18 protein-coding genes and 1 riboswitch are annotated in these 26,683 nt (G+C 30.5%); of the genes, 12 read left to right on the forward strand and 6 right to left on the reverse strand.

What is annotated here, in order from left to right; genetic code table 11:
- The first annotated feature begins 459 nt into the window (after window positions 1-459).
- The 6 genes from CLCHR_RS16395 to CLCHR_RS16420 all read left to right on the forward strand — a co-directional run bounded on the left by CLCHR_RS16395 (window position 460) and on the right by CLCHR_RS16420 (window position 8,041).
- The gene (locus tag CLCHR_RS16395) at window positions 460-1,131 is read left to right on the forward strand and encodes a GntR family transcriptional regulator (protein WP_079440901.1); all 672 of its coding nucleotides are present in this window, start codon (window positions 460-462) and stop codon (window positions 1,129-1,131) included.
- Between the two features lie 151 nt (window positions 1,132-1,282).
- On the forward strand, window positions 1,283-2,344 hold the full coding sequence (uxuA, locus tag CLCHR_RS16400; RefSeq protein ID WP_079440902.1) for a mannonate dehydratase: 1,062 nt from the start codon (window positions 1,283-1,285) through the stop codon (window positions 2,342-2,344).
- 121 nt (window positions 2,345-2,465) lie between these two features.
- A complete protein-coding gene (locus CLCHR_RS16405) occupies window positions 2,466-4,079 on the forward strand; it encodes a mannitol dehydrogenase family protein (protein WP_079440903.1) in 1,614 nt (537 codons plus the stop codon).
- 410 nt (window positions 4,080-4,489) lie between these two features.
- Window positions 4,490-5,902 carry a glucuronate isomerase gene (uxaC, locus tag CLCHR_RS16410; protein WP_079440904.1) on the forward strand — a complete coding sequence of 471 codons (1,413 nt, stop codon included), beginning with the start codon at window positions 4,490-4,492 and terminating at the stop codon, window positions 5,900-5,902.
- A gap of 38 nt (window positions 5,903-5,940) precedes the next feature.
- On the forward strand, window positions 5,941-7,446 hold the full coding sequence (locus CLCHR_RS16415) for an MFS transporter (RefSeq protein WP_079440905.1): 1,506 nt from the start codon (window positions 5,941-5,943) through the stop codon (window positions 7,444-7,446).
- A 172-nt stretch (window positions 7,447-7,618) separates the two neighbouring features.
- Window positions 7,619-8,041: an HIT family protein gene (locus CLCHR_RS16420; RefSeq protein WP_079440906.1), complete on the forward strand. Its 423-nt coding sequence runs from the start codon at window positions 7,619-7,621 to the stop codon at window positions 8,039-8,041.
- 126 nt (window positions 8,042-8,167) lie between these two features.
- Here CLCHR_RS16420 and CLCHR_RS16425 read toward each other — a convergent pair whose 3' ends face one another.
- The 3 genes from CLCHR_RS16425 to CLCHR_RS16435 are packed head-to-tail and all read right to left on the reverse strand — an operon-like array spanning window position 8,168 to window position 12,341.
- On the reverse strand, window positions 8,168-10,102 hold the full coding sequence (locus tag CLCHR_RS16425; protein ID WP_079440907.1) for an ABC transporter ATP-binding protein: 1,935 nt from the start codon (window positions 10,100-10,102) through the stop codon (window positions 8,168-8,170).
- Window positions 10,099-11,874 (reverse strand): ABC transporter ATP-binding protein, encoded by a 1,776-nt coding sequence (locus tag CLCHR_RS16430; RefSeq protein WP_079440908.1) that lies wholly within the window; start codon window positions 11,872-11,874, stop codon window positions 10,099-10,101. Before CLCHR_RS16430 ends, CLCHR_RS16425 begins: the two co-directional genes overlap by 4 nt.
- Window positions 11,875-11,900: 26 nt before the next feature.
- Window positions 11,901-12,341 carry a MarR family winged helix-turn-helix transcriptional regulator gene (locus CLCHR_RS16435; RefSeq protein ID WP_079440909.1) on the reverse strand — a complete coding sequence of 147 codons (441 nt, stop codon included), beginning with the start codon at window positions 12,339-12,341 and terminating at the stop codon, window positions 11,901-11,903.
- Between the two features lie 394 nt (window positions 12,342-12,735).
- Between CLCHR_RS16435 and CLCHR_RS16440 the strand changes: the two genes are divergently transcribed.
- The 5 genes from CLCHR_RS16440 to CLCHR_RS16460 all read left to right on the forward strand — a co-directional run bounded on the left by CLCHR_RS16440 (window position 12,736) and on the right by CLCHR_RS16460 (window position 21,514).
- Window positions 12,736-14,724 carry a methyl-accepting chemotaxis protein gene (locus CLCHR_RS16440; RefSeq protein ID WP_079440910.1) on the forward strand — a complete coding sequence of 663 codons (1,989 nt, stop codon included), beginning with the start codon at window positions 12,736-12,738 and terminating at the stop codon, window positions 14,722-14,724.
- Between the two features lie 188 nt (window positions 14,725-14,912).
- Window positions 14,913-15,902 carry an aromatic acid exporter family protein gene (locus tag CLCHR_RS16445; protein ID WP_079440911.1) on the forward strand — a complete coding sequence of 330 codons (990 nt, stop codon included), beginning with the start codon at window positions 14,913-14,915 and terminating at the stop codon, window positions 15,900-15,902.
- Between the two features lie 504 nt (window positions 15,903-16,406).
- Window positions 16,407-18,641 carry a PAS domain S-box protein gene (locus CLCHR_RS16450; protein WP_169896828.1) on the forward strand — a complete coding sequence of 745 codons (2,235 nt, stop codon included), beginning with the start codon at window positions 16,407-16,409 and terminating at the stop codon, window positions 18,639-18,641.
- A 277-nt stretch (window positions 18,642-18,918) separates the two neighbouring features.
- Window positions 18,919-19,785 carry a radical SAM protein gene (locus CLCHR_RS16455; protein ID WP_079440913.1) on the forward strand — a complete coding sequence of 289 codons (867 nt, stop codon included), beginning with the start codon at window positions 18,919-18,921 and terminating at the stop codon, window positions 19,783-19,785.
- A gap of 80 nt (window positions 19,786-19,865) precedes the next feature.
- Window positions 19,866-19,952, forward strand: a riboswitch (cyclic di-GMP riboswitch).
- Window positions 19,953-20,215: 263 nt separating this feature from the next.
- Window positions 20,216-21,514 carry a phenylacetate--CoA ligase family protein gene (locus CLCHR_RS16460; protein WP_079440914.1) on the forward strand — a complete coding sequence of 433 codons (1,299 nt, stop codon included), beginning with the start codon at window positions 20,216-20,218 and terminating at the stop codon, window positions 21,512-21,514.
- Between the two features lie 165 nt (window positions 21,515-21,679).
- On the opposite strand, the gene CLCHR_RS16465 is transcribed toward CLCHR_RS16460, so the two are convergent.
- A complete protein-coding gene (locus tag CLCHR_RS16465) occupies window positions 21,680-22,690 on the reverse strand; it encodes a ketoacyl-ACP synthase III (RefSeq protein ID WP_169896829.1) in 1,011 nt (336 codons plus the stop codon).
- 192 nt (window positions 22,691-22,882) lie between these two features.
- Between CLCHR_RS16465 and CLCHR_RS16470 the strand changes: the two genes are divergently transcribed.
- Window positions 22,883-24,415 carry a methyl-accepting chemotaxis protein gene (locus tag CLCHR_RS16470; RefSeq protein ID WP_079440916.1) on the forward strand — a complete coding sequence of 511 codons (1,533 nt, stop codon included), beginning with the start codon at window positions 22,883-22,885 and terminating at the stop codon, window positions 24,413-24,415.
- A gap of 215 nt (window positions 24,416-24,630) precedes the next feature.
- Here CLCHR_RS16470 and CLCHR_RS16475 read toward each other — a convergent pair whose 3' ends face one another.
- Together CLCHR_RS16475 and CLCHR_RS16480 are read right to left on the reverse strand one after the other, a co-directional pair.
- Complete coding sequence (locus tag CLCHR_RS16475) at window positions 24,631-25,605, reverse strand: acyl-CoA dehydratase activase (RefSeq protein ID WP_079440917.1); 975 nt, start codon at window positions 25,603-25,605, stop codon at window positions 24,631-24,633.
- On the reverse strand, window positions 25,586-26,683 hold the full coding sequence (locus CLCHR_RS16480) for an acyl-CoA dehydratase activase-related protein (protein ID WP_079440918.1): 1,098 nt from the start codon (window positions 26,681-26,683) through the stop codon (window positions 25,586-25,588). The genes CLCHR_RS16475 and CLCHR_RS16480 overlap by 20 nt, the downstream gene beginning before the upstream one ends.

A 26,683-nucleotide genomic window follows, 5' to 3' on the forward strand; every position in this document is an offset into this window, starting at 1 on the left:
AATTTAGATATTATATTGAAAATAAATATAGTTAAAATTAGAAATTTAGCTTGTGAATAAAATATATACCTTATATAGACATTTTTCTTTAATTTACTCACTATTTCAAGATATATCACTTTTTTAGGATAATTAAATCAATATTCTACATATTATAACAATAATTTAGATAAAAAAGGAATCATAAAAATAATAGTTTAATTTAAATATTATTTTTAGAAATTATAAAATATCCACTTGACATTGTAAACGGTTATGATAAAATAAAAACATAACTACCATACAAGTATGGCAGAAAACACTTATATTCGAAAGTAATATAATTATTTGATAATAATGTTATAAGTTAAAATTAACTACCATACAAGTATGTTAGTTGGAGCTTTCGAAATATAAAAGATGAAGTTATAGAAATTCAACTACCATACAAGCATGGTAGTATGAGAGGAGAATATCAAGATGGTTTTAGAAATGAAAAAAAATACAACAAGTAAAACCATATATTATGCGCTTCGAGAAGAAATTATTAATTTATATCTTGAGCCAGGCACAAGCATTTCAGAGAAAGAGCTTTCAGAAAAATATAGTGTAAGTAGAACTCCGGTTAGAGAAGCGCTTGTTCGCTTAGCGCAAGAAGGATTAGTAAATATTTACCCTCAAAAAGGCACAGTTATTTCTTTAATTGATTTATCAGCTGTTGAAGATGGCAGATTCTTACGTGAACATTTAGAAAGAGCTGTAGTAAAGGAAGCGTGCAGAGAATTTTCTCCAGAAAATATATTGGCACTAGAAATGAATTTGAAGCTTCAAAAAATGTATATAGAAAACCATGATTATAAAAAATTATTTGAAGCAGATGAAGAATTTCATAAGATAATTTTTGAAGGAAGTAATAAAAAAAGAATATGGGATAGCATAAATGATGGTAGTACCGAGTTTCAAAGAATTCGTATGCTTAGATTAACAGCTAACTCTAGCTGGGATAATATTTATTTACAGCATCAAGAAATATTTGATGCTATAAAAAACAAAGACCCAGAGAAAGCAGAAGAATTCATGAAGGAACATTTAAATATGGTTACTTTTGATAAAAATGAAGTAAGAGAAATCTATCCGAATTATTTTAAATAATAAATTAATTCTAGATTATTCTTAGCTAATAATTAAGGGAGGTGAGGCTTATATAAAGTATGAAATTTGAACCATTTAGGTTCCTAAAGAAATTATATAGCTGAACTAAAGTTAAATAAAATGCAAGTAAAAATGCAGGAGGGATATTACTATGAAAATGGGATTTAGATGGTACGGTGAAGGAAATGATACCGTAACACTTGAGCAAATCAAACAAATTCCAGGCGTGGAATCAATTGTTTGGGGTCTTCATGACATGGCGGCTGGAGAAGAATGGCCAATGGAAAAAATTCTTAAAGTTAAGGAATCAACTGATAAATATGGATTTAACCTTGATGTTGTTGAAAGTGTTAATGTTCATGAAGATATTAAGTTAGGTTTACCAACAAGAGATAAATATATTGAAAATTATAAAAAGACAATAGAAAAGTTAGCAAAGGTTGGGGTTAAGGTAATCTGCTATAACTTTATGCCTGTATTTGACTGGTTAAGAACAGACTTATATAAAAAAGCAGAAGATGGATCAACAGCTCTTTTCTATGAAAAAGCAAGAATTACTGACATAGATCCAATGGAACTAGTTAATAAAATTGCATCGAATCCAGATCTTACAATGCCAGGTTGGGAACCAGAAAGATTAAAGAATTTAACACAGCTTTTTGATGCTTATAAAAATGTAACAGAAGAAGATTTATGGAATAACTTAAAATATTTCTTAGAACAAATTATTCCAGTAGCTGAAATTAACGATATTAAGATGGCTATTCATCCGGATGATCCACCTTGGCCAATATTTGGACTACCAAGAATAGTTAAAAATAGAGATAACTTAGCAAGATTATTAAAACTTGTTGATAATCCATATAATTGTCTTACTCTTTGTAGTGGTGCTATAGGCTCAGATCCTAATAATGATGTGCCAGCAATGATAAGAGAATTTGGTGATAGAATTGCTTTTGCACATATTAGAAATGTAAAGATTTATGAAAATGGTGATTTTATCGAAACTTCGCATAGAACTTGTGATGGTTCATTAGATATATGTGATATAGTAAAAGCTTATCATGAAGTTGGATTTACTGGATATGCAAGACCAGACCATGGAAGACATATTTGGAATGAACAATGTAGACCAGGTTATGGACTTTATGATAGAGCACTTGGAATCATGTATATATGGGGAATATGGGATACATTACAAAGAAATAAATAGGCATATAGAGGCAAAATGAAATTGGTATGTCCAAGAAAATCTTGTCTCTGGGAATTTTAATATACAAAAGACAATTGATATTAATCCTATTAACAATAGTTTTGAAGAGGTGAAAATAGAAATGAGTAACGCTAAAATAGTACTAAGCAAAGAAAGTATTAAAAATAGTGAATTATGGGGAAAAGCAGGGATAGAAATTCCAAAGTTTGATCATGATAATATGTCAGATTGTACTAAGGAGAATCCTACCTGGGTTCACTTTGGAGCAGGAAATATATTTAGAGGATTTATAGCAATGCTGCAACAACAACTTTTAAATAATGGAAAAGTAAATGGTGGTATTGTTGCTGTTGACGGACATGATTGTGATATGATGGACAAAATCTATACACCTTATGATAATTTAAGTTTACTTGTAATTATGAATCCTGATGGAAGCTTAGATAAAAAAGTTGTAGGAAGTATAGGTGAAAGCTTAGGAGCAGATTATTCAAGAGAAGAAGAATGGAAGAGATTACACGAAATATTCTCAAATCCATCATTACAAATGGCAAGTTTCACGATAACAGAAAAAGGCTATAGCGTAAAAAATATTTCTCAAGATGATTTAACAGATGGCTTAAATCACCCAAAAAGCATCATGGCTAAGGTTGCATCATTAGCATACACAAGATATAAAAATGGACAATTACCTATTGCTTTTGTTAGCATGGACAACTGTTCACACAATGGAGAAATACTTCATAACTCAATTGAAACAATCGTAAAAAAATGGATTGAAAATGGCTTAGTGGAAGAAGATTTCCTTAAGTACATTAATAATAATGAAAAAGTATCATTCCCTTGGAGTATGATAGATAAAATTACACCAAGACCTTCAGGAGATGTTAAAGACTCTCTAGAAAAAGAAGGATTTGAAGGTATGGATATTATATGTACAGAGAATAATACTTATGCTGCACCATTTGTTAATGCAGAAGGCCCACAATATCTTGTAATCGAAGATCATTTTCCAAATGGACGTATGCCACTCGAAGAAGCAGGCGTATTTTTAACAAACAGAGAAACAGTGGAAAGAATTGAAACAATGAAGGTTTGTACTTGTTTAAATCCATTACACACTTCTCTAGCAGTATTTGGATGTCTTCTTGGATTTAACTTAATAGCAGATGAAATGAAAGATCCAGCCTTAAAGAAATTAGTTGAAAAGATTGGATATGAAGAAGGTATGCCTGTTGTTGTAAATCCTGGAATAATAAATCCTGAAGACTTTATTAAAGAGGTAGTTGACGTTAGACTGCCAAATCCATATATACCTGATACACCTCAAAGAATTGCTTCAGATACATCTCAAAAAGTTGGCATAAGATTTGGTGAAACAATTAAAGCTTACGGTGCGAGAGAAGATTTAGATCCAAAACAACTTAAATATATTCCACTTGTTATTGCAGGTTGGTGCAGATATTTAATGGCAATAGATGATAATGGTAATGCAATGGAATTAAGTCCAGATCCATTATTAGATGAACTAAAGAAATATGTAGCTAATGTAAAATTAGGTACTAAAGAATTAGGTGAAGATACATTAAAACCTATACTAATAAATGAAGAAATTTTTGGTGTAAATCTTTATGATATAGGCTTAGGAGAAAAAATCGAAGGTTATTTCAATGAAATGATTTCAGGCGTTGGTGCTGTCAGATCAACTTTAGAAAAATATTTAGAGTGTAAATAATTTAAGATAATTAAATACATCAAAAAATAAACATTTTTATCATTCTCCGTTTACTTTACTCTGCCAAATAATATAAACAAAGAATGATAGAAATGTTTAAGAAAATTAATATGAAGTACATTATAACATAAACCATGCTAATTAACAACTTTCCTTAGAGTAAGAGAGCGTATTGAAATGATTGGAAAAATTTAAGATACGATTATATTAAGGACGTTAAATTAGTATAATTTTTAACAATCATAAATATCTTAAGGTCAATTTATAAACTATAAGAAAACGTTATGGTAAAGGATTGAATAGATGCAGATTACAATAATGTGCGTGAATTAATATATCGTATATTATTAACCCACTAAGTTCAATACTTTACAAATATGAAATAATTATTTGAAAGTAGGATGATGAGTATGAAAAATTTCATGGATGACAACTTTTTACTATCTAATCAAACAGCCATAGATTTATATCATAATTATGCTAAAAATCTGCCAATTATAGATTATCATTGTCATATTGATCCAAAAGAAATATATGAAAACAAGAAATTTAATAATATAACTGAAGCATGGCTTTATGCTGATCATTATAAATGGAGAGCAATGAGAAGTAATGGCATAGATGAAAAAAACATCACAGGAGATGGAAGTGATTATGATAAATTCTTAGCTTGGTCACAAACTATACCTATGTCTATAGGAAATCCGCTTTATCATTGGACTCATTTAGAACTTCAAAGATACTTTGGAATAGATGAACCTCTTGACGAAGATACGGCTCCTGAAATTTGGAAAAGAGCTAATGAATTACTTAGTGGAGATGGCTTTAATGTTAGAGATTTGATAACAAAATCAAACGTTGAAACTATATGCACAACAGATGATCCTATTGATACATTAGAATATCATATAAAACTTAAAGAAGATGCTAGCTTCAATGTAAATGTTTTACCGACTCTTAGACCAGATAAAGGAATTGAAATCAATTTAGATGGCTTTGTTTCTTGGGTAAAAGATTTAGAAAAAGTATCCGAAATATCTATAGATAATTATGATGAATTTTTAAAAGCTCTTGATTCAAGAATAAAGTTTTTCCATTCAGTTGGATGCAGAATAGCAGATCATGGTATAGATGGTGTAGTAGTTTATGCAGATTCAACAAAAGAAGAAGCAGCAGCTATATTCGCAAAAGCTTTGAAAGGCGAAACTGTAAGTATTGATGAAGAAAAGAAGTATAAAACTTATACATTAAGACATGTATTTAAACTTTATCATGAGTTAGGGTGGACTATGCAGCTTCATATAGCAGCGCTTAGAAGCAATAATACAAAAATGTATGAAAAAATTGGAGTTAACACAGGTTTCGACTCAATTAATGATGAAAGTATAGCTTATCCACTTTCTAGACTTTTAGATTCTGTGGATAGAGAGGATTCTCTTCCAAAAACTATTGTATATACATTAAATCCAAAGGATAACTATGTACTTGGAACCATGATTGGAAATTTCCAAGGTGATGGAATTCCAGGAAAAATGCAGTTTGGTGCAGCTTGGTGGTTTAATGATAACAAAGATGGAATGATTGAGCAAATGAAAGCTCTAGGGAACCTTGGATTATTAGGAAGATTCGTTGGCATGTTAACTGATTCAAGAAGCTTCTTATCATACACTAGACATGAATACTTTAGAAGAATTGCTTGTAATTTAATTGGAGAATGGGTAGAAAACGGTGAAGTACCTAAAAATGATAAATTACTAAAAAGAATTGTTCAAGGTATATGTTACAACAATGCAAAAGAATATTTTGGATTCGATGAAAAGTAATTAGAAAATACTGAAGTTAAGAAAGAGGGGACAAACAAATGTCAAATAAAAATAGAAAAATTACAATAGCTAGAGGTGTAGGTTACGGACTAGTTGATTTAATGGGTGGTGGTGCATTTACCATTATTGGAGCATTCTTATTATTCTTTTACACAACATTTGCAGGATTAACACCAATAGAAGGGGCTTCTATTATTGCGGTAGCTCGTATAGTTGATGCAGTTGCCAGTCTTTTTATAGGTAGTATATCTGATAATTTTTATAAGACTAAACTTGGTAAAATGTTTGGAAGACGTCGTTTCTTCTTATTAATCGGAGCACCTTTAATGGCAGATTACGTGCTATTATGGGTAACAGGAAGAAGTTATTGGTTCTATTTAGCTACTTATTTAATATTTGAAATTGTTGCAGCTATGGTATTAATTCCATGGGAAACATTACCTGCTGAAATGACTAAAGATTTTGATGACAGAACTAAATTATCAGCATCAAGAATGTTTATTTCTGCAACAGGTACATTCTTAGCTACTTTTGTTCCTGGAAGATTAATAGCTTTCTTCGGTGATAAAAATCCACAAGCATATTTTATTAATGGATTATTTTTTGCAATCATATATGCTATATGTATATTGATATCATATAAAGTAACTTGGGAAAGAGATCTTACACCTGAGATGGAAGCTGAATTACTAAAGAGCTCTGAAAAGAAAACTTTTGGTGAGCAAATAAAAGCTATGATTGAAGTAGCAGCTGATTATATATCTACATTAAAGATCAGAGCATTTAGACAACATTTAGCAATTTATATATTATCATTCACAGCTAAAGATTTATTTAACTCTGTATTTATATATTTCTGTGTTTATGATTTATTGGTTTCATCTACTCTTGCGGCTAATATACTTTCACTTAGTCTTATTGGTATACCAACAACTATTGTAGGTGGATTCTTAATGATCAAGGTTGGACCAGGAAACTTATTTAAAATATCATATACAACTATGATTGTTTGTTTATTAGGATTCTACAGTATCTATAAAATGGGATTAGGTGCTAATACTTCTTTATTATTCTTAGTTGGTGCTGTATATCAAATAGGTAGAAGTTTATTAGAATTTACTCCGTGGAATGTATTCCCATTCATACCAGACGTTGATGAAATGGTTACAAGAAAAAGAAGAGAAGGATTATTTGCAGCAGTAATGACTTTCACTAGAAAGAGTAGTGTAGCAATATCTACATTTGCTATCGGTGTTATATTACAAGATAGTGGATTTGTTAAAGGACAAGCAACTCAACCAGAAAACGTAATTACAACTATTGCTAATGTTTTACTTTATGGATGCATAGGATTACTTATATTAGCATTAATCTGTGCAGTAACTTTCAAACTTAATAAGAGAACACATGGTATATTAGTAGATGAAGTTGAACGTCTAAAAAACAACGGTTCAAAACAAGACGTTACTCCTGAAACAAGAGCAATTGTTGAAAATCTTACTGGATATAAATATGAAAATGTTTGGAAAGAAACAGCAGTATAACATATTTTTAATTACTAGAAGGTTAATAAGTTAAAATATAAACAAAGTTACAATCCTATCTCTCAAAATATTTTAACTTAACTCTTATGGCTGTCTTAAGATAGAGAATAAATTTCTATTTTAAGGCAGCTAATTTTAAATAAAATAATTATATAAGTGAGGAGATTTTAATATGAATAACAAAATTAACTGTCTATACTGTGATAAGGACGAAAAACTTGATAATTTAATGATTGAAATATGTAAGCTAGATGTATCTACTCTTTATTTGTTTAAGGAACAAAGTCATAAAGGAAGATGTATTGTTGCATATAACAAACATGTAAATGAATTATTTGAGCTAGAAGAAAAAGAATTAGAGTTATTTATGAAGGATGTTACAAAAGCAGCTTCTGCGATTAAAAAAACTTTTGCACCTGATAAAGTAAATTATGGGGCATACTCAGATACACTTCCTCATCTTCATTTTCATTTAGTTCCTAAATATAAGGATGGCTTTTCATGGGGTGGAGTATTTGAAATGAATCCTCAAAAAACGTATTTAAGCGATGAAGAATATAGTGAAAGAATAAAACTTATAAAAGAAAATCTATAATTTGTATGAAAATATAGAGGGGTATTTAAAAGAATATGTCTCCTTTATATCAAAGAAAATTAGCTAATATAAAGCAAAGATGTAATATAATAGCCCTAAAAGCGTTAAAACTTTTAGGGCTATTATTTATACTGCCTGATTATTAGAATTTGAACCAGTAAATTGACTGTTATATAGGTCTGCATAGAAACCTTTTTTAGCAAGAAGCTCATTATGGTTACCCATTTCAATAATACTTCCTTTATTCATAACAAGTATTAGTTCTGCGTCTCGTATTGTAGAAAGTCTATGCGCAATTACAAAACTTGTTCTATTCTGCATAAGCTCTGTCATAGCTTTTTGTATATATATTTCTGTTCTTGAATCAACGCTGCTTGTAGCTTCATCAAGAATCATAATAGTTGGATTTGCAAGTATTGCTCTAGCTATTGTAAGCAATTGTTTTTGTCCTTGAGAAATATTTGTAGCTTCCTCATTTAAAACTGTGTTATATCCATCAGGAAGTGTTTTGATAAAGTGATGAGCATGAGCTGCTTTCGCTGCTTGAATAATTTCTTCTTTTGTTGCATCTTCTTTACCATAGGCAATATTATCAAAAATAGTTCCATTAAATAACCAAGTATCTTGAAGTACCATACCAAACATATTGTGTAGTTCACCGCGTTTTATATCTCTTATATCAACTCCATCAATTGTAATTGTACCGCCACCTATTTCATAGAAGCGCATAAGTAGGTTGACAAGCGTAGTTTTTCCGGCACCAGTAGGTCCAACAATAGCAATTGTATGACCTTGTTTTACATCAATGTTCATGTTTTTAATAAGAGGTTCTTCAGCTTTATAGTTAAAGTCAACATTTTCGAATTTTACTTCTCCTTTAGGAGATTCTATAACCTTAGCATTTGCACTGTCTGGAATCTCTTCAACTTCATCTAATAGTTCAAATATACGCTCAGCAGAAGCTACTGTTGATTGAATTATATTAGCAATATTTGCAGTTTGAACTATAGGTTGAGTAAATTGGTTAGAATATTGAATAAATGCTTGAATATCACCAATTGTAATTTTGCCTTGTATTGCTAAGTAACCACCAACAACAGATACTATCACATAACCTATGTTACTTACAAATCTCATCATAGGCATTATGATTCCAGAAATAAACTGAGCCTTCCACCCTGAAGTATACAATCTATCGTTAATTTTTTTAAATTGCTCAATAGAGTCATGTTCATGGCCAAAAGATTTAACTATTTTATGGCCGGTATACATTTCTTCAACGTGACCATTAAGTTCACCGATTTCTTTTTGCTGAGCTGCAAAATATTTTTGAGATTGTTTTGCAATAAGTGCAGTCACTAAAATATAAAGAGGTAAAGTTAGTATAACAACCAAAGTCATCAATGGGCTAATTGTTAACATCATTATAATAATTCCAACAATAGTTACAACAGAGGTAATAAGTTGTGTAAGACTTTGTTGAAGTGTTGTTGCAATATTATCAACATCATTTGTTACACGGCTTAAAATCTCACCATGAGTTCTTGAATCAAAGAACTTAAGTGGCAGACGTGAAAGCTTATCTTCAACATCTTTACGAAGGTTGTATACAGTTTTTTGCGCGACACCGGCCATAATGTACTGTTGTAGGAATCCAAAAAGTGTACTTATTAAATATAATCCGAGTAATAATAAAAGTGTATGTGCTATATATGGAAAATCTATATTAGGTATTGGAATAGTAGCTGCTTTACCAGCTTTGAGTAGAGTCTGATTTTGTCCGATAGCTGTAAATTTTGCCATTAAACCTTCAAATAATCTAGTAATTGCCCAGCCTGAAACTTTAGGTCCTACTATGTTAAAAATAGTACTAAAGATTGCAAATATAAAAACTAAAATAAAGTTGACTTTTTGTGGCTTTAAATAACTTATCAGCCTTTTTAAGGTACCTTTGAAGTCTTTTGCTTTTACCACTGGGCCACTTGCAAATGAACTCATTGGTCCACCGCCTCCGTGGCCTCTTCCACCTGTGGGCCTTTTGGGATTTCTATTTTCACTCATGATAATTCCTCCTCTGAAAGCTGTGAAGATACAATTTCACGATATACTTCACAATTATTTAAAAGTTCTTTGTGAGTTCCCATACCTGCAATTTCTCCATCGTCTAAAACTATTATTCTATTTGCATCCATAACTGTTGCGACTCTTTGGGCAATAATAAGCATTGTAGCTTCTTTTGTTTCATCCTTAAGAGCAGCACGAAGTTTTGCATCAGTTTTAAAATCAAGAGCTGAGAAACTATCATCAAATACATATATTTCAGGTTTTCTAACTAGTGCACGTGCAATTGATAAACGTTGCTTCTGACCGCCAGAAATGTTGGCTCCGCCTTGAGCAATAACATGTTCATAGCCTTTTTCCATTTCATTAATAAAATCAGAAGCCTGTGAAACAGTTGCAGCATGTTGTATTTCTTCAATAGTGGCACCATCTTTACCGTATTTAATATTTTCAGCAATAGTACCAGAGAAGAGTACAGTTTTTTGTGGAACAAAACCTATTTTAGCTCTCAAACTATCTTGGCTCATTTCGCGTACATCTACACCATCAACAAGCACAGAACCATCAGTTACATCATAGAAACGTGGTATTAAGTTCACTAGGGTAGATTTACCAGAACCAGTACCTCCTATAATAGCGGTTACTTCACCAGGTTTAGCACTAAAGGTTATATTGCTAATTGCAGGTTGATCCGCACCAGGATATTTAAAACTAACATTTCTAAATTCAACATAACCACTTTCTTTGTCAGCAAGCACAGGAGCTTCCGTATCTACAATTTCTGACTCCATTTCTAAAACTTCATTTATTCTTATAGCAGAAGCTTGTGCTCTTGGTACCATTATAAATACCATAGAAAGCATTAAGAAACCAAATAGAATTTGCATTCCATATTGTATAAATGCAATTAATGAGCCAACCTGCATATTACCTGCATCTATTCTTTCGGCACCAAACCAAATAATAGCAATTGTTGTTACATTCATAATTAGCATCATTATCGGCATTAAAAAGGCCATAATTTTATTTACCTTTATAGCATTATTCATAAGATCAGCATTAGCGTTATCGAATCTATGTTTTTCAGTTTCAATACGATTAAAGGCGCGTATTACTCTTATACCAGTAAGTCCTTCTCGTAATACAAGATTCAATTTATCTATCTTTACCTGCATTAATTTAAATAATGGCATAGCATATTTAAGCGTTGCCGCAATAATGATTGCAAGGAGTGGAATAACTATTGCAAAAATCCAGGTTAAAGATGTATCTTCTTTTAGAGCCATTACAATACCACCTAAAGCAGTTAAAGGAGCAAAAAGTGCTATAGAAAAAATCATTATAGTCACCGATTGAATTTGAGTAACGTCATTTGTTGTTCTTGTAATAAGTGTTGCTGTACCAAGTTTATCAAATTCATGTAATGAGAAGCTTTCAACTTTTGCAAATAGTTTATTTCTAATAATTCTTCCAAAGCCTACAGCTGTTCGTGAAGAAAGTAGTGAGGATAGAACTGAACAGATTGCGCCACCAGCTGAAATTAATAACATTATTCCACCTGTTCTAATAATGTAATCTATGCCTTTATAGGAGCCATCAAAACCTAAAAATGACACAGTTTGAGTAACATCCTTTTGAACAATACCTTTATCAATGATATCAGCCATTAAAGTAGGCAAGTAGAGATTAGCAAGGACTTGAGTAAAAATTAACAAAACTATTACTATTATTTGCAGTGTATATTGCTTAAGAAACCTAAACAATTTAAACATTAATATCATCTCCATTCATTGTTTTTTTACTTTTGTTCATTAATTAGAAGCTTTTTTAAGGTATCTAAGCCCTCGAAAATTTTATTGAGTTCTTCTTCACTTCCTCGATTTATAGTATTTTTAATATTATCTTCAATTTTTTTATGGAAAGTTTTATGCATATCCTTATATTTCGGGGATATAGTTACATAAACGACTCTCTTGTCTTCTTTGCTCCGTTCTCTTACTACCATTTCTTGAGCTTCAAGTCTATCTATAATACCTGAAATTGTGCTATTAGATAGACAGAGGTGGTTGCTAAGTTCAGTTATCTTCATTTTTTTATATTTACCCAAAAGTCCAATAACCATACCTTGAGGTGCAGACATGCCAGTTTCGCTAATCATTTTTTTCATATTATGCCTAAATAAATTCATTACTTCTTGAAAAAGTTGTGCAACTTCGATACTTTTATTTGATTCATCCATTATATTTCATCCTCATACTATAATATATTTCGTTTACGAATATTCCGTATCAGAATATTTCGATTACGAAATAATTTTAATACTATAAGCATTTTGTGTCAAGACCAATTTAAATTATATTCAATCCATACTTGGTTATATATGGAATGTTGAGAGGTTTAAATAGAATCCTAAGATAAATTGTTAGACTTTAATATTGTTATATTATATAAAAACATGTCGAAATAAAATGAAAAAATGCATATTTTTATGTTGATTTACTAAATAGATGAATATATAATTGTATTTGCCAATACACAACAAAATTCAACAAAAAATGCTAGGAAATATAGAAAAAATCATGTCTAAATTATAATTTGTTAAAAAATATATAAATGGTATTAGGGGGAGTTTTATGAAATTTTATCATTCACTTAGATTTAAGCTTACGATAGTTCTTATTTGTGTAGCTCTTATTCCACTCTTAGTCTTATCTGTATTTCAATTAAATCGGTTCAATTCAGCGATTGATAGTAACATTCGGGAAAAAGAAATTGGTATAGCAGACTCAAATGTTAATCAAATTAATACATGGATTGATAGTAAAATGTCACAGCTTACTGAAATATACAAAGTTCATCCAGAGTTTGCAGATATGGATGTAAATACAATAAACTCAGTTCTTAAACCTATAAGTGATAGTGACTCGGAAGTTGAATCTATGTCTGCTATTAAAAAAGATGGGAAGGTTAACGATACTATTGATGTAAATGATAGAGATTATTTTATCAAGCCAAAAGAAACCAAACAAATGGCTATAACTGATATAATTGTGCGTAAAAATAGTGATGTGATGAATATACCTATTTCTATGCCAGTTTTAGATAAAAATAATAATTTCAATGGGATAATTGTTAGTTACGTTAGTATAGATGCAATGAAAAATTATCTTAAAAACGTAAAGGTAGGGGAAACTGGATATGCATTTATGTTATCTCCTAAAGGGGATTTCGTATATCATCCAGATAAAGAGAGGGTTGGAAAAAATTTTGTAGATTCTATAAAGAATCAAGATACTGTAAATATCTTTAAAAATGAAGTGTTAGCTAAAGACAGCGGATATATTGAATATACAGATGATGAAGGTGTTGAAAAAATTGCAGCATTTTCAACTGTATCTAAAACATCATGGAAAGTGGTAGTTACAGTTCCTTCAAAGGAAGTATATAATGAGATTAATAAGTCTACTAGTTTGTCAATTATATTTATATGTATTTCTGTATTAACTGTTATGATAGTATCATTTTTTATGTCAAACGTTACTGCAAAACCTATAAAAGAATGTGTTAATTATCTAAATCAATTAGCAAATGCAGATTTTACGCAAAAGGTGCCGTATAAGATTAAGAGGCGAAAAGATGAGATAGGAATACTTGCAAATTCAATGGAGATAATGAGTGATTCTATAAAATCAGTCGTATCTAATGTTATAAGTGAAGCTAATAGTGTTAAAAATAATATTACTAATTCATCTAAAGATATATATGATTTATCAATGCAAGTTGAAAATGTGTCTTCAACGACGGAAGAAATGTCTGCTGGAATTGAGGAGACTGCAGCAGCTACCAAACTTATGAATTCAACTTCAGTGGAGATAGAAGATTCGGTTAAAAATATTTCAATTAAAGCACAAAATGGTTCTGGAATAGCAGAAGAGATAAGCAAACGTGCTCTTAGTTTAAAGGAAAATGCTGTAGTATCTGAAAAAACTGCACATGATATAAGAGATAATATTGATGTTGATATGCGAAAGGCCATAGAGCAGTCAAACGCTGTTAACAAAATTAATGTGCTTACAGAATCAATTTTACAAATTACGTCTCAAACAAATCTTTTAGCATTAAATGCGGCAATAGAGGCAGCAAGAGCAGGAGAAGCGGGTAAGGGATTTGCTGTAGTAGCAGATGAAATAAGAAAATTAGCTGAGGTTTCAGCAGATACAGTTAATGAAATTCAAGAAATAACAAAATTAGTTATGAGTTCAGTTATTAATTTAAAATCAAGTTCAGAGAGAGCATTAAATTTCATTGACACAACTGTAATTGATGATTATAAGAACATGGTTAATATTGGAGAACAATATCACAAAGATTCAGAATCAGTTGAAAGGTTAGTAAATGATTTTAGTGAAACCTCTAGAGAATTATTAGATTCAATACAAAGTATGGTAAGATCCATAAATGAAATTGCAGCATCTAATGATGAGAGCGCACAGGGGGCCCAAGTTATTTCGGAAAAAACATTGTCTGTTATGGAGAATTCTAACAATATAACAGAGCTTATGAGAACTACAGAACAAAATGCTGAAGAGCTTATGCAAATTGTTGCTAAGTTTAAAATATAACTTAATAAATAATTAGTAAAATGCTCCGTTTTTTATGGAGCATTTTTATATAGTTTCAAATAGGTAAATCTAAAGAAGATATATATTCTAATTAAATATGGTGACTTACCTTTAAAAAAATAGCAAAGAGGTATATAATATGGCTATTGAGCACGTGTGCAAAGAATAGATGAAGGAGATAAATAAAGATGATAAAATATCTGCAGTCAAAAACAGTTAAAATGGCTTTGTCAGCTACAATAGCAATAATTGTATCAAATTATATAGGATTACAGTTCGGAGTAACTTCTGGAATAATAGCGATACTTAGTATTCAAGATACAAAGAAGGAGGCTCTGCAAGTAGGAGGAAGAAGAATAATTACATCGACACTAGCTATATTTCTTTCATTTATAATTTATTTGTTGTTAGGTAGTAATCCAATTGTGTTTGGATTATTTTTGTTAATATTTATTCCAATAGCTCAAATGATAAAAATGAGCGAAGGAATAGCTGTTGGGGCGGTATTATCAACGCATCTTTTAATAAGTAATGATATAAATCTTTTTTGGGTCATTAATGAAGCAAAATTAACTGTTGTAGGCATTGGAGTTGCAATCATGTTTAATTTATATACAGCATCATTAGAAGATGAATTTGAGAAAAATAAACATAGGATTGAAGAATATTATAGGGCAATATTATCGGATATGGCAGTGACTTTAATTACTCAAGCTGTTCCAGTTTATGAACAGGAAATACTAGCAACTGTTGAAAATTTAGTTGAAAAGTCTAAAGCTATGGCGCAATTAATAAATAATAATAATTTATTTAAAAAAAATGGCTATTATATAAATTATATTGAGATGAGAATACTTCAGTTAGATACAATGAAAAGAATGAAGAGACACTTTTCAAGATTTTACATGACTTATGACCAAACAAAAATATTATCAGAGTTTACTAATGACGTTGCAATGAATCTCCATGAAGATAATGATTGCCTTGAGCTAATTGAAAAATTAAATTTTCTCAGAAGAGATTATGCAAGTATGGAACTACCAAAAAATAGAGATGAATTTGAAAATAGGGCATTGCTATTTCAATTTTTGAATGATTTAGAAGATTTTTTGATTATCAAAAAAGAGTTTAAACAGTCTTTTAAAAATATCGTAAGTGATTATAGGGTTCCGCAATGATAATCGAACTTATGTGTGTTCCCACCGAAATCAATGATATTCGTTTGTTTCGGTTTCTAAGGAATTTTGATGGGTAGTTCTAAGATTGGAAGTTGCACCAAAAGTGCTGGCCTCAAAAGAGGAAACTCGACTCACATTCGTTCGCTGAGTAAGTTCGAAGGACCAAATGCAAGATTTGGATTCTCACTTAAGCATTGAACTAGCACTTTTGAACAACTTCCAATCTAAGAACCACAGCCATCAAAATTCCAGATGAAACACTACACAAAAGAATATCATTGATTTCTAGTTAGGGAATATATCACAGTATAAGTTTAATTATCAATGAGGAACCCTTGTATCAGGTATAAAGATATAGTGATATTTATTTTGGGCATTAGAATTAATATATATTAAAACTTTGTATACAGTATGTTTGGAAAATCATTCATAATTTGTGAATAGTGTGTAGAGATAAGACATATATATATACATGTTTAGTATACAATGGGTGAAGGTGTTCTTATGCTCCATGATTTATTTATAAATGTCACTATTTTGATATCCTTTTTACTAATAATAGGACAGATTTTTAAGAATAATAGTTTTGATCACAGACAAGCTTTAAAAGTTCAATTCCTGCTAGGTATAGCGTTTGGGCTATTAGGAATAATTTTAATGATGTTTACAATAAGAATTACGGATAACATTATTATAGACCTAAGAAATATTTCAATTATTTGCGCAGGTATACTTGGCGGACCTATTTCAGCAGTATTTGCTACAATACTCATTGCTTTTTTTAGGCTTATTTATTTTGGTATAAATACTGCATCAATAATAGCACATTTTGTAGCACTTATAATTGGTCTTGGAACAGCGTATATAGCAACTATGAAGCTGTCAAGAAGAAATAAGTTTATATTTATGTTTCTATTTTCAATGCTTATATCTAGTACGGCATTACGGTATTTAATAGAAAATAAAAATGGCTTAGAAGAAACAGTTTTTTTTTATTGGGCGGTATACATTTTAGGAATAGTGTTAGGGTACTATACTACTAAATATATAATTTCTGCAAATTCTAATTATAAGAATATGCTTTATTATAGAATGATGGCTGATAATTTATCTGATACTATATTAACCTATAAAGCCGGAGGGAAAATTATATTCGTCTCTCCTCAGGTAGAACAATTATCTGGATATACTCAGGAAGAATTAGTGGGAACCTCCTTCTATAAATATATATATCATGAAGATATAGAATCACTAAAGAAGGCTTTTTTAAATAACGTGAAAACTAAAGATATTTCAACACAAGTTTTTAGAATCAAATGCAAAGATGATAAGTATGTTTGGGTTGAGTTATCAATGAAAGTGATGAGAAGCAATGATAATTCGATAGAGCAAATTATCTGCGTTATTAGGGATATTTCTGCGAGAAAGGAAATTGAGAATGAGCTGAGGATAAGTAATGCTAGATTTAAGGCAATTTTTGATAATGCAGGTTTAGGAATTGTTGTACGTGATAATAATGAGAAAATTATTGAAGCTAATACCGCATACTTTCATATGCTGGGGTATTCGAAGGATGAAATTAATCACTTATCAGGGATAAATAGATTCAAAGGTGATGAAGAAATTGTAGATATTTTTAATAAACTATATAATGACGAATGTACATTGTGTAAATCAGAAAATTGTTATATTGGTAAAAACAATGAAAGAATATGTGCTGAAGTTACTTCTACCCTGATACCGGGAACAGAACATGACCCTATTTTTATGATTAATATAATTAATGATATAACCGAGAGGAAAAGAATGGAGAAGAAATTAAAAGAGAGTGAAGAGCGATTTAGAGTTGCATTTGATAGTGCGGTGATAGGAATGTGCTTGGCACATATAAATGGAAAATTCTTTAGAGCAAATCAAGCTCTGTGTGATTTATTAGGATATTCTCAAGATGAGTTATTAAATATCAATTTTGAGCAAATTACACATTATGATGACAAGGAGAAAGAAATAGCTTTAGTTGAAAAGTTATTATCAGGTGAAATTCCTCATTTCATTCTTGAAAAACGTTATATTCATAAAAACGGAAAAATAATTTGGGCCATATTAGGAATTTCCATTGTATATGACGCTGGAAATAAGCCACTATATTTGGTGGGACAAATACAAGACATTACTTTAAGGAAATTTGCTGAACATGAACTTTTAAAAGCTAAAGATAAAGCAGAAAAACTTGCAACTGTGGATTTTCTAACAGGAACGTTAAATCGTAGAGCATTTGAAGAGAGATTTAATGTGGAGTTTAGCAGGGCTGAGAGAGAGAAATTAAATATGAGCATTATACTAGCGGATATAGATTTTTTTAAAAAAGTAAATGATACTTATGGACATCAAGTGGGGGATATTGCTTTGCAAAAGTTTGCTCAATGTATTGTGAATATGTGCAGACCATATGATTTTGTAGGGAGGCATGGTGGTGAAGAATTTGTAATTTGTTTACCAGAAGTAACTAGTGAACAAGCAATCATGATTGCTGAACGTATGAGAAAGGCAGTAGAAAATTTGCATATAAATTTTCAGAATAATCAAGAAAAAATTAATATTACTGCAAGTTTTGGAGTATCATCTTATAAAAAAGTAAATGGAGAAAACATTAATAATCTTATATTGAGAGCAGATAGAGCAATGTATAAAGCAAAAAACAAAGGCAGAAATAGGGTTTGTACTGAAGAGGATGATTAAAATAAATGATAAGAAGTTTTATTTTGGGGCCCCTTATAGAATTATTATACTATAAGGGGCTAGCTCTATATGCACATAATTTATTACCCTAATGATTATGTGTAAAATAGTAGGATAGAAAACTTTATTAAATTTAAAACTATAAATTGATATTACAAGAGATATTAATTTATACTATAAACATAGGAAGAAATATAAGTTAATTAAAGTATAAAAATGCGAAGCAGTTTTATAAATATTAGCTTACTAATAATATAAGTGAAGAAAGGAATTAAAGATGTACGATTATCCGTTATACAGGCCTCCTAGTGAAAGCAATAGCCTTATAATACAGGCAACGTTAGGTTGTTCACATAATAAATGTAGTTTTTGTAGTATGTATAAATCGAAGAAATTCTCTATAAAATCCTTGGAAGAAATTAAAAATGATATGAACCACTTTAGAAAGATATATGAACATGTTGAAAAGATATTTCTTGCAGATGGTGATGCTTTGATTATTCCTACTAAGGACCTAAAAGAAATACTAATGTATGCAGGTAAGTTGTTTCCTGAATGTAGTAGGATTACTCTTTATGGTTCACCTAAATCAATACTTCTTAAAACTCATCAGGAGTTAGAAGAGCTTAAGGCTTTAGGGTTATCTATGATATATATGGGAGTTGAAAGTGGAAGTGATGAGGTTTTAAAAGATATAAATAAAGGGGCAAGCAGTGAAGAACTATTAAATGCAGCAGTAATGGTTAAGAATGCAAATATTTTGCTATCAGTAACTGTTATAGCTGGAATTGGAGGAAGAAAAAATAGTAAAATTCATGCAGTTAAAACTGGCGAATTAATAAGTAATATGGCTCCAGATTATTTAGGCGTATTAAGTCTTATGGCTGAGGAAGAAACTGATTTATATAATAAAATAGTGAAAAAAGAATTTCAATTGTTAAGTGATAAAGAAATGTTAATTGAAATTAAGCTTTTAATAGAACACATCAATATTGAGGAAACAATAGTATTTAGATGCAACCATGCATCGAATTACGTTTCGCTAAGAGGAGATTTACCTTGTGACAAAGAGGCTATGATTAATCAGATTGATTATCATATAGAACATAATAAATTAAAATATGAATATGATAGACGACTTTAACTAATATAAATTTATTGGAAAAAAAGTGATATTTTTGTTGAAAAACATGGAAATAAAGTGTAAAATATACCTAATATATACATTGATAATAGCACACTTCTCGAAAGATAAGGTCGCAAAGCTATGGGTCTAAAGAAATTTATTTCAATGACTGCCAGGCTGCCAAAATGTTGTTAAATGCATTGCATACGCATTAGTTTATCTTTTTGGCGCCTATTAATTAATAGGCGCCTTCTATTTTATGGAAATAGTTTGGATATAGATATGTATATATTAACTACACTTTATAAGGAGGAAGTATTTATAATATGTACGACTATCAAGAATACAAGCTATCTAGTTAAATTATAATCTTGTTAAAATCTAAATGAAAATCATAAATTTAAAAATGAATTCGATTTATTGGGAGTAATAAAAGGAGAAGAGTTTTATGAATAATTTAGAAAAAAAACTAACAAGAGAAGAGATTAATGAAGTTAAGATACAAAGGTTAAAAAACATTGTTAAATATGTTTATGATAGTGTTCCGTTTTACAAAAATAAATTTGATATGATGGGCATAACTCCTGAAGATATTAAAACATTAGGGGATATTGAATTACTGCCATTTACAACAAAGGAAGATTTAAGGAGAAATTATCCTTATGGTATGTTTGCAGTTCCTATGAATAAAATTGTAAGAATTCATGCATCATCAGGGACAAGTGGTACGCAAACAATAGTAGGTTATACAAAAAACGATATAGATAATTGGTCAAATTTAATAGCTGATGTCTTGGGTAGATATGGTGTTACTTCAGATGATGTGGTGCAAGTGGCTTATGGATATGGTCTATTTACAGGAGGATTAGGACTTCACTATGGTATCGAGCGTGTAGGTGCATCAGTTATACCTATGTCAGGAGGAAATACTGAAAAGCAAGTACTTACTATGAAAAATTTTGGAGTTACTGTACTTGCTTGTACCCCATCATATGCTCTTCATATATATGATACTATGGTAAAAATGGGAATACACCCTGAAGAATTAAAATTAAGAATGGGGGTTTTTGGAGCAGAACCTTGGTCTAATGAAATAAGAGAAAATATCGAAAGTAAGTTTAAAATCAAGGCATATGATATATATGGATTAAGTGAAGTAATGGGGCCAGGAGTAGCAGGTGAATGTAATATGCAGGATGGTTTGCATATTAATGAAGAAGACTTTTTTCCAGAAATCATAGACCCAATTACTCAAGAAAGTGTTGAGCCTGGAGAAAAGGGAGAATTGGTTTTAACTACTTTGACAAAGGAAGGAATTCCATTGATAAGATATAGAACAAGAGACATATCATCACTTAGCTATGATAAATGTGAATGTGGATGCCTATATGTTAAGATGAACCGTATATATGGAAGAAACGATGATATGATGATTATTAGAGGAGTAAATGTATATCCAATACAGATTGAAAAAATATTACTTGGTTTTGAGGAATTATCACCGAACTATACATTAACTTTAGAGAAAAAAGGTAATCTAGATCAATTAACAATTACAGTCGAAACGAACAGAGATCTAAAGTATTACTATACACATGAATTAAATGAACTACAAAAAAATATTAAAAATAGATTGCATAATTTACTACAAGTTGGGTGTAATATAGAATTTGTTAATCCAGATACACTTGTAAAAAGTGAAGGGAAGGCTAAAAGAATATTCGATAAAAGGGAAATATGTATTTAATTATAAAAACAAAGATATGATTTAATAAGGATAGATTTTGTGAAAACTTGATAAAGTATTAAAGTTATTTGGAAAAATTATAAAAAGTAGATAATTAATTATTTATCTACTTTTTATAAAATCATCAATGCCAATTAATGACTATATGATAAATAATATAGTTATTTAAAACTTATATAGCAATGAGCACATGGCAACGCCAGCACCAACTGAACAAAATACTGCTTTAGCACCAGGAGTTATTGGTTTATTTTGAAGGGTTTCATGTAACGCAAATATTGGACTAGTGGTACCGGTATATGCATATTTATCACCAATGTATGCAAATTTTTCTTCATAATTATCGATATTTAATATTCTTGCTGTTTCAATTAAGAATTGCTTAGAATATTGTGATAAAAAGAAATATTGAATTTCATCAAGTGAGAAATCATATTCACACATGAATTCATCTATAGCTTTACTCCATTCAGGGGCAAAGAAATTAAGAGGAAATGGGGTCCATTGTTGTTTTTTATCATATTCACTGGTTGTATTTAAACGCGCTTTAGTAAGTCCACAACAAGGAGAGACGATTGTATTGTAGTATTCAGATCTTGTACAGTATTTAGAATCTAGTATTCCTCGTTGTGTATCTTCCTCAGTGCATTTTAAAATTACTGCAGCGGCACCATCACCAGATGCTGGATATGTATATTTACAATCGTCTCTAGCAATGGACGATACTAATATACCGCCTACTACAAGTGCATATTTTATGTTTTTTGATGTTTTCATAAAACGACTCATTTGATCGAGAGCGACAACCATGCCCACACAGTTAGAGTTTAAATCATATACAGTATGTGCATTTGATGCTTGTAACTCATGATTTATGATAAGTGCATTAGATGGACATAAATATTCAGGTGTGTCAGAAGAAAATACTATAGCATCAAGTTTATCAGCTGATATACCAGCGATCTTTAAAGCGTTTTTTGAGGCTTCTATTGCCATAGTTAAAGCGTTTTCGGTGGTATTATTTACAATATATCGTTCTTTTCTTCCTAGATTATCAAGAAAAGGTGCGATATCTTTACCTAAGTTTTTGAAATGCTCTATATAGTAATCATTATCTACTTTGTTTGAAGGGTGGTATATACCTGTCCCTACAATATTTACGTTTTTGTATTTCATGAACATTAAGTCTCCTTTTAATTTATTTGTGAAGAAAATTCTATATGAATACTGTTTGTAGAAAAGCAATACTTTTTGTGGAATGTATTTGAAAAAAAGATATATTATGTATATTATATCATATTATGTAAAGGAATCAATATGATATAAGTTATAACATTTAAATTTATTCAACATATTTGGAGGGATAATATGGAAAAGAAAGAAAGTTTTATAATAGAATTTAATAAAAAATCACTAAAATTAGTATTAATAATTTATTTATTAAGTTGCTCATTATCATTAATATTTTTTAGCGCACTAAAGTTTTTAGGTTACAATGATGACATAAGTATAAGCTCTTTAGCTATGATAGGAGTATTTGTTGTCATTTATGCTGTGTTATTTAGAATATGTTATAGGTCTACAATAACGAAAGATGGTTTTAACATAAAAGCTTTTAACATAACAAAAGGTGTAATTTTATTTATCACTTATTTTCACTACATATTTTTAAACTTTACAATGCATTTAAACTCTTTATGGCTTGTGATTTTCTTTTTTGTTATGCTTGGAGCATTATTTTTTGATGTGAAAATGATTATTGTATCAATAGTGTTGAGCATATTGTGCCAAATAATAGTTTTTGTTCATGATCCTTCGATTTTTCAAGATAGACAGCTATTTATGGCAGAATCACTCATGAGGATTATTACTATTTTATTAACGTTAACGGCAATTCTTTTAATTGTATATTTTTCATCGAGATTATTAAAATCTATTGAGGAGAAGGAAATAGAAATAGGAGAAGAAAATCAAAAGCTCATAAGTTTATTTGAAAATATGTCTAAATTTTCTTCTAGTATTTTAGAGTCAAGTGAGAATTTGAGCGCCGCAATTGAAGAACAGACAAGCTCTCTTTTAGAAGTATCAGGAACAAGTCAAGCTTTATCTGATGATTCAAATGAAATGCTTATTAAATCAGATGGTAATAAAGATAATTTAAATGCGTTACTCAACGCTAATGAGGTAGTGGTAAGTAAAACTAAGGATAGTGAAGATAAGATAAAAGATCTTATTAATATTACGAATAATAACCAGAAGTCTTTAGATGAAACTATTACAATTATTAGAGATATAAAAAATAGTATAGAAGATACTTTTCAATCAACAAAAGATTTAGAACATAAATCAAGACAAGTAGATGAGATATTAACACTTATTGGCGATATATCAGAACAAACAAATCTTCTTGCATTGAATGCATCAATTGAGGCTGCTAGAGCAGGGGAATATGGTAAAGGTTTTGCTGTAGTGGCAGAAGAGATAAGAAAACTGGCTGAAGGAACAAAGGAATCACTTAATCAAGTGAGTTCAATAGTTAATGAATTGAAATATAAAATTAATACCGTTCAAGAGCAAATGAATGATAATAATGAAAAATCGCAAAAAGGGGATAGTATTCTCAATGAAACAGTTAAAGGGTTAACTATGATGAATACTAATTTAAAATCATTTACGAATAATATTATGGATATAGGTAATGCATCTGAAACCTTATTGACTAAAGCTAAAGGCTTAGTTGAATCAAATGAAGAAATATTTAATATAACAAAAGATACAATACCAAAATACGGAATAGTTACAGAGCAGATAGCTCAAAGTGCATCTACAAGTGAGGAAATCGAGGCTAATATAAATGAGCTTAGGAATATCGCCGAGAGTATGAATAGGCTTACTGAGTAGAGTTATGTAGACTTATAAAATATCTGGAGTAACTTCTAGTTCTAAGCTAGAAGTTACTCCTTTAATATTAGGTGGATATTTGAAGAGGCATATTAAAGTTAAAATTAGATTATAAGATCAAGACGCAAAAGATTCTGGTAAAGAATCTAAAGAGAAATGGTTTCCTAATTATCACAAGTGTTGGAGATCATTTCTCTTTTTAATTCCATACTAAATTATGCGCCTCTACCTACATTTTCAGTCATAGTTGAAGTCCATTTTCCGCATCTATCACCGAAACAACCTATTATTGAATCTCCATTTTTTATTCTTACCACTTCGCATCTATTAGAGCAGCCTTCACATTCAAAGCTATTGGAGATAAATTTAGACTCAGCTATATCAAAACCTCTAAAATTAGTTGCACCAGTTTTGGCAACAGTTTCCTTAGCAATAATGGCAGCACCTATTGCTCCCATGACATTATAATGCTCAGGAACATATACTTCACAGCCTAGAGCTTTTTCAAAGCATGCCTTCATTCCTTTATTAGCAGCTACACCACCTTGAAAAAATATCTTAGGACAGATTTCTTTCCCTTTTCCTATATCATTTAAGTAATTTCTAACGAGAGCTTCACACAATCCATTTATTATGTCACATTCGTTGTAGCCAAGCTGTTGTTTATGAATCATGTCTGATTCAGCGAAAACCGCACATCTTCCAGCAATTCTTAAGGGCGTAGTTGATTTTAGTGCATAATCGCCAAAGTCTTCTATAGGTATACCTAAACGTTCTGCCTGCCTATCTAGAAAAGATCCGGTTCCTGCTGCACATACATTATTCATTGCAAAATCTATAGCAACACCATTTTTTAAGATTATAATTTTTGAATCCTGTCCGCCTATTTCTAAAATTGTTCGAACGTCTTCATCAATTGCTAGCGCAGCACACGCATGAGCTGTTATTTCATTTTTTACAGCATCGGCACCCAGTACAGATGAGGAAATATGTCTTCCACTTCCAGTGGTTCCAACTGCTTCTATTTGTTCATCATGATATTTTTCCTTTAAAATTTTAAAACCTTCTTGAATAGCATTTATTGGTTTACCTTTTGTTCTTAAATATAATTTTTCAACAACATCAAAAGTTCTGTTTAATACAACAATATCAGTACTTACTGAGCCAACGTCAACACCTAGATAATACATTTTGTTTTCTCCTTTCTAATAAATCTAAAAATGCTTCTATTCTAGTAACATATCCAGTTTCTCCAGTCATTTCATCAACAACAAGCGTAAGAATGGGAAAGTCCTTATCTCTGGATATTGTAGGAAGGAGAGCTTTGCATACAATTTCAGGCATACATCCCATTGGGAATATTTGAATAGCGCCATCAAATCCTTCTTCAGTAGCCATTACCGTTTCTCCAATACATTCTCTAGCGTGACCGCCAATATACAATGGGAGATATTCTTTAGAAGCTTTCCTCATGTCCAGCGAATTTAATCCAAACACTGACATAAATGAATCCTTTGCCCACCAACTTGGAGTGAGTCTTCTCTTTGTAGAAACACCATAATCCATAAGTTTATCTTCAATATAAAGATTTGAAAAAGGTTCAATTATAGTATATATCTCACCAATTATAGCTATTTTTATAGGTTCTTTATCTTTGCATAATTCTATTGAATTAAACTTTCTATAATAATAATTTAATATTTTTATCATTTCATCAGGACTGGTACTTTTTATCGCATCGGATTTACATTTATTTAATAGTTTTTTACATTCACTCTTATTTCTCTCATATCCAGCTAGGTAGTGTGCCTTTGCTTCTATTTTATCTATTAGGTTTAAAACTTTAAAGCCTACACGTAACGAGTTTAATTTTTGAACAGTAGATTTTTTGCTGTTTGATGAAATTAACGATATTCTGTTTAGGAACTCTTTTGTTCCAATTGCTGAGGGCTTATCTAGCACAACAAAATTCAAGTTATGTCCTAGCTTTTTCAGGGTATTTATTTGTAATTCACAATATTCACCATATCGACAAGGTCCACAACTGCCAGTAATTATTATTGTATCAGCGCCTTGCTCAATTCCTTGAATGTAATTTCCCATCATAAGTTTGAAAGGCAAACACATATCTTCGGGAGAATGCATTGAACCTATTTCTAAAGATCTTTTACTATTAAATTCTGGGATTATGTAGTCTATACCAAGCGAATCGAAAATGGCTTTGGTAACAAGGTATGTATTTCCTAAATGCGGAGTCATAATTTTCAT

The sequence above is a fragment of the Clostridium chromiireducens genome (genome assembly GCF_002029255.1).
GTDB classification, from domain to species: Bacteria; Bacillota; Clostridia; order Clostridiales; family Clostridiaceae; genus Clostridium; species Clostridium chromiireducens.

Bases quoted from the DNA above. Each gene is read 5' to 3' on its own strand.
- CLCHR_RS16450 (WP_169896828.1), top strand. From the start codon at position 16,407: ATGCTCCATGATTTATTTATAAATGTCACTATTTTGATATCCTTTTTA.
- CLCHR_RS16405 (WP_079440903.1), top strand. From the start codon at position 2,466: ATGAGTAACGCTAAAATAGTACTAAGCAAAGAAAGTATTAAAAATAGT.
- CLCHR_RS16420 (WP_079440906.1), top strand. From the start codon at position 7,619: ATGAATAACAAAATTAACTGTCTATACTGTGATAAGGACGAAAAACTT.
- CLCHR_RS16395 (WP_079440901.1), top strand. From the start codon at position 460: ATGGTTTTAGAAATGAAAAAAAATACAACAAGTAAAACCATATATTAT.
- CLCHR_RS16440 (WP_079440910.1), top strand. From the start codon at position 12,736: ATGAAATTTTATCATTCACTTAGATTTAAGCTTACGATAGTTCTTATT.
- CLCHR_RS16415 (WP_079440905.1), top strand. From the start codon at position 5,941: ATGTCAAATAAAAATAGAAAAATTACAATAGCTAGAGGTGTAGGTTAC.
- CLCHR_RS16465 (WP_169896829.1), bottom strand. From the start codon at position 22,690: ATGAAATACAAAAACGTAAATATTGTAGGGACAGGTATATACCACCCT.
- CLCHR_RS16430 (WP_079440908.1), bottom strand. From the start codon at position 11,874: ATGTTTAAATTGTTTAGGTTTCTTAAGCAATATACACTGCAAATAATA.
- CLCHR_RS16445 (WP_079440911.1), top strand. From the start codon at position 14,913: ATGATAAAATATCTGCAGTCAAAAACAGTTAAAATGGCTTTGTCAGCT.
- CLCHR_RS16460 (WP_079440914.1), top strand. From the start codon at position 20,216: ATGAATAATTTAGAAAAAAAACTAACAAGAGAAGAGATTAATGAAGTT.
- CLCHR_RS16455 (WP_079440913.1), top strand. From the start codon at position 18,919: ATGTACGATTATCCGTTATACAGGCCTCCTAGTGAAAGCAATAGCCTT.
- CLCHR_RS16470 (WP_079440916.1), top strand. From the start codon at position 22,883: ATGGAAAAGAAAGAAAGTTTTATAATAGAATTTAATAAAAAATCACTA.
- CLCHR_RS16435 (WP_079440909.1), bottom strand. From the start codon at position 12,341: ATGGATGAATCAAATAAAAGTATCGAAGTTGCACAACTTTTTCAAGAA.
- uxaC (WP_079440904.1), top strand. From the start codon at position 4,490: ATGAAAAATTTCATGGATGACAACTTTTTACTATCTAATCAAACAGCC.
- CLCHR_RS16425 (WP_079440907.1), bottom strand. From the start codon at position 10,102: ATGAGTGAAAATAGAAATCCCAAAAGGCCCACAGGTGGAAGAGGCCAC.
- uxuA (WP_079440902.1), top strand. From the start codon at position 1,283: ATGAAAATGGGATTTAGATGGTACGGTGAAGGAAATGATACCGTAACA.
- CLCHR_RS16475 (WP_079440917.1), bottom strand. From the start codon at position 25,605: ATGTATTATCTAGGTGTTGACGTTGGCTCAGTAAGTACTGATATTGTT.
- CLCHR_RS16480 (WP_079440918.1), bottom strand. From the start codon at position 26,683: ATGAAAATTATGACTCCGCATTTAGGAAATACATACCTTGTTACCAAA.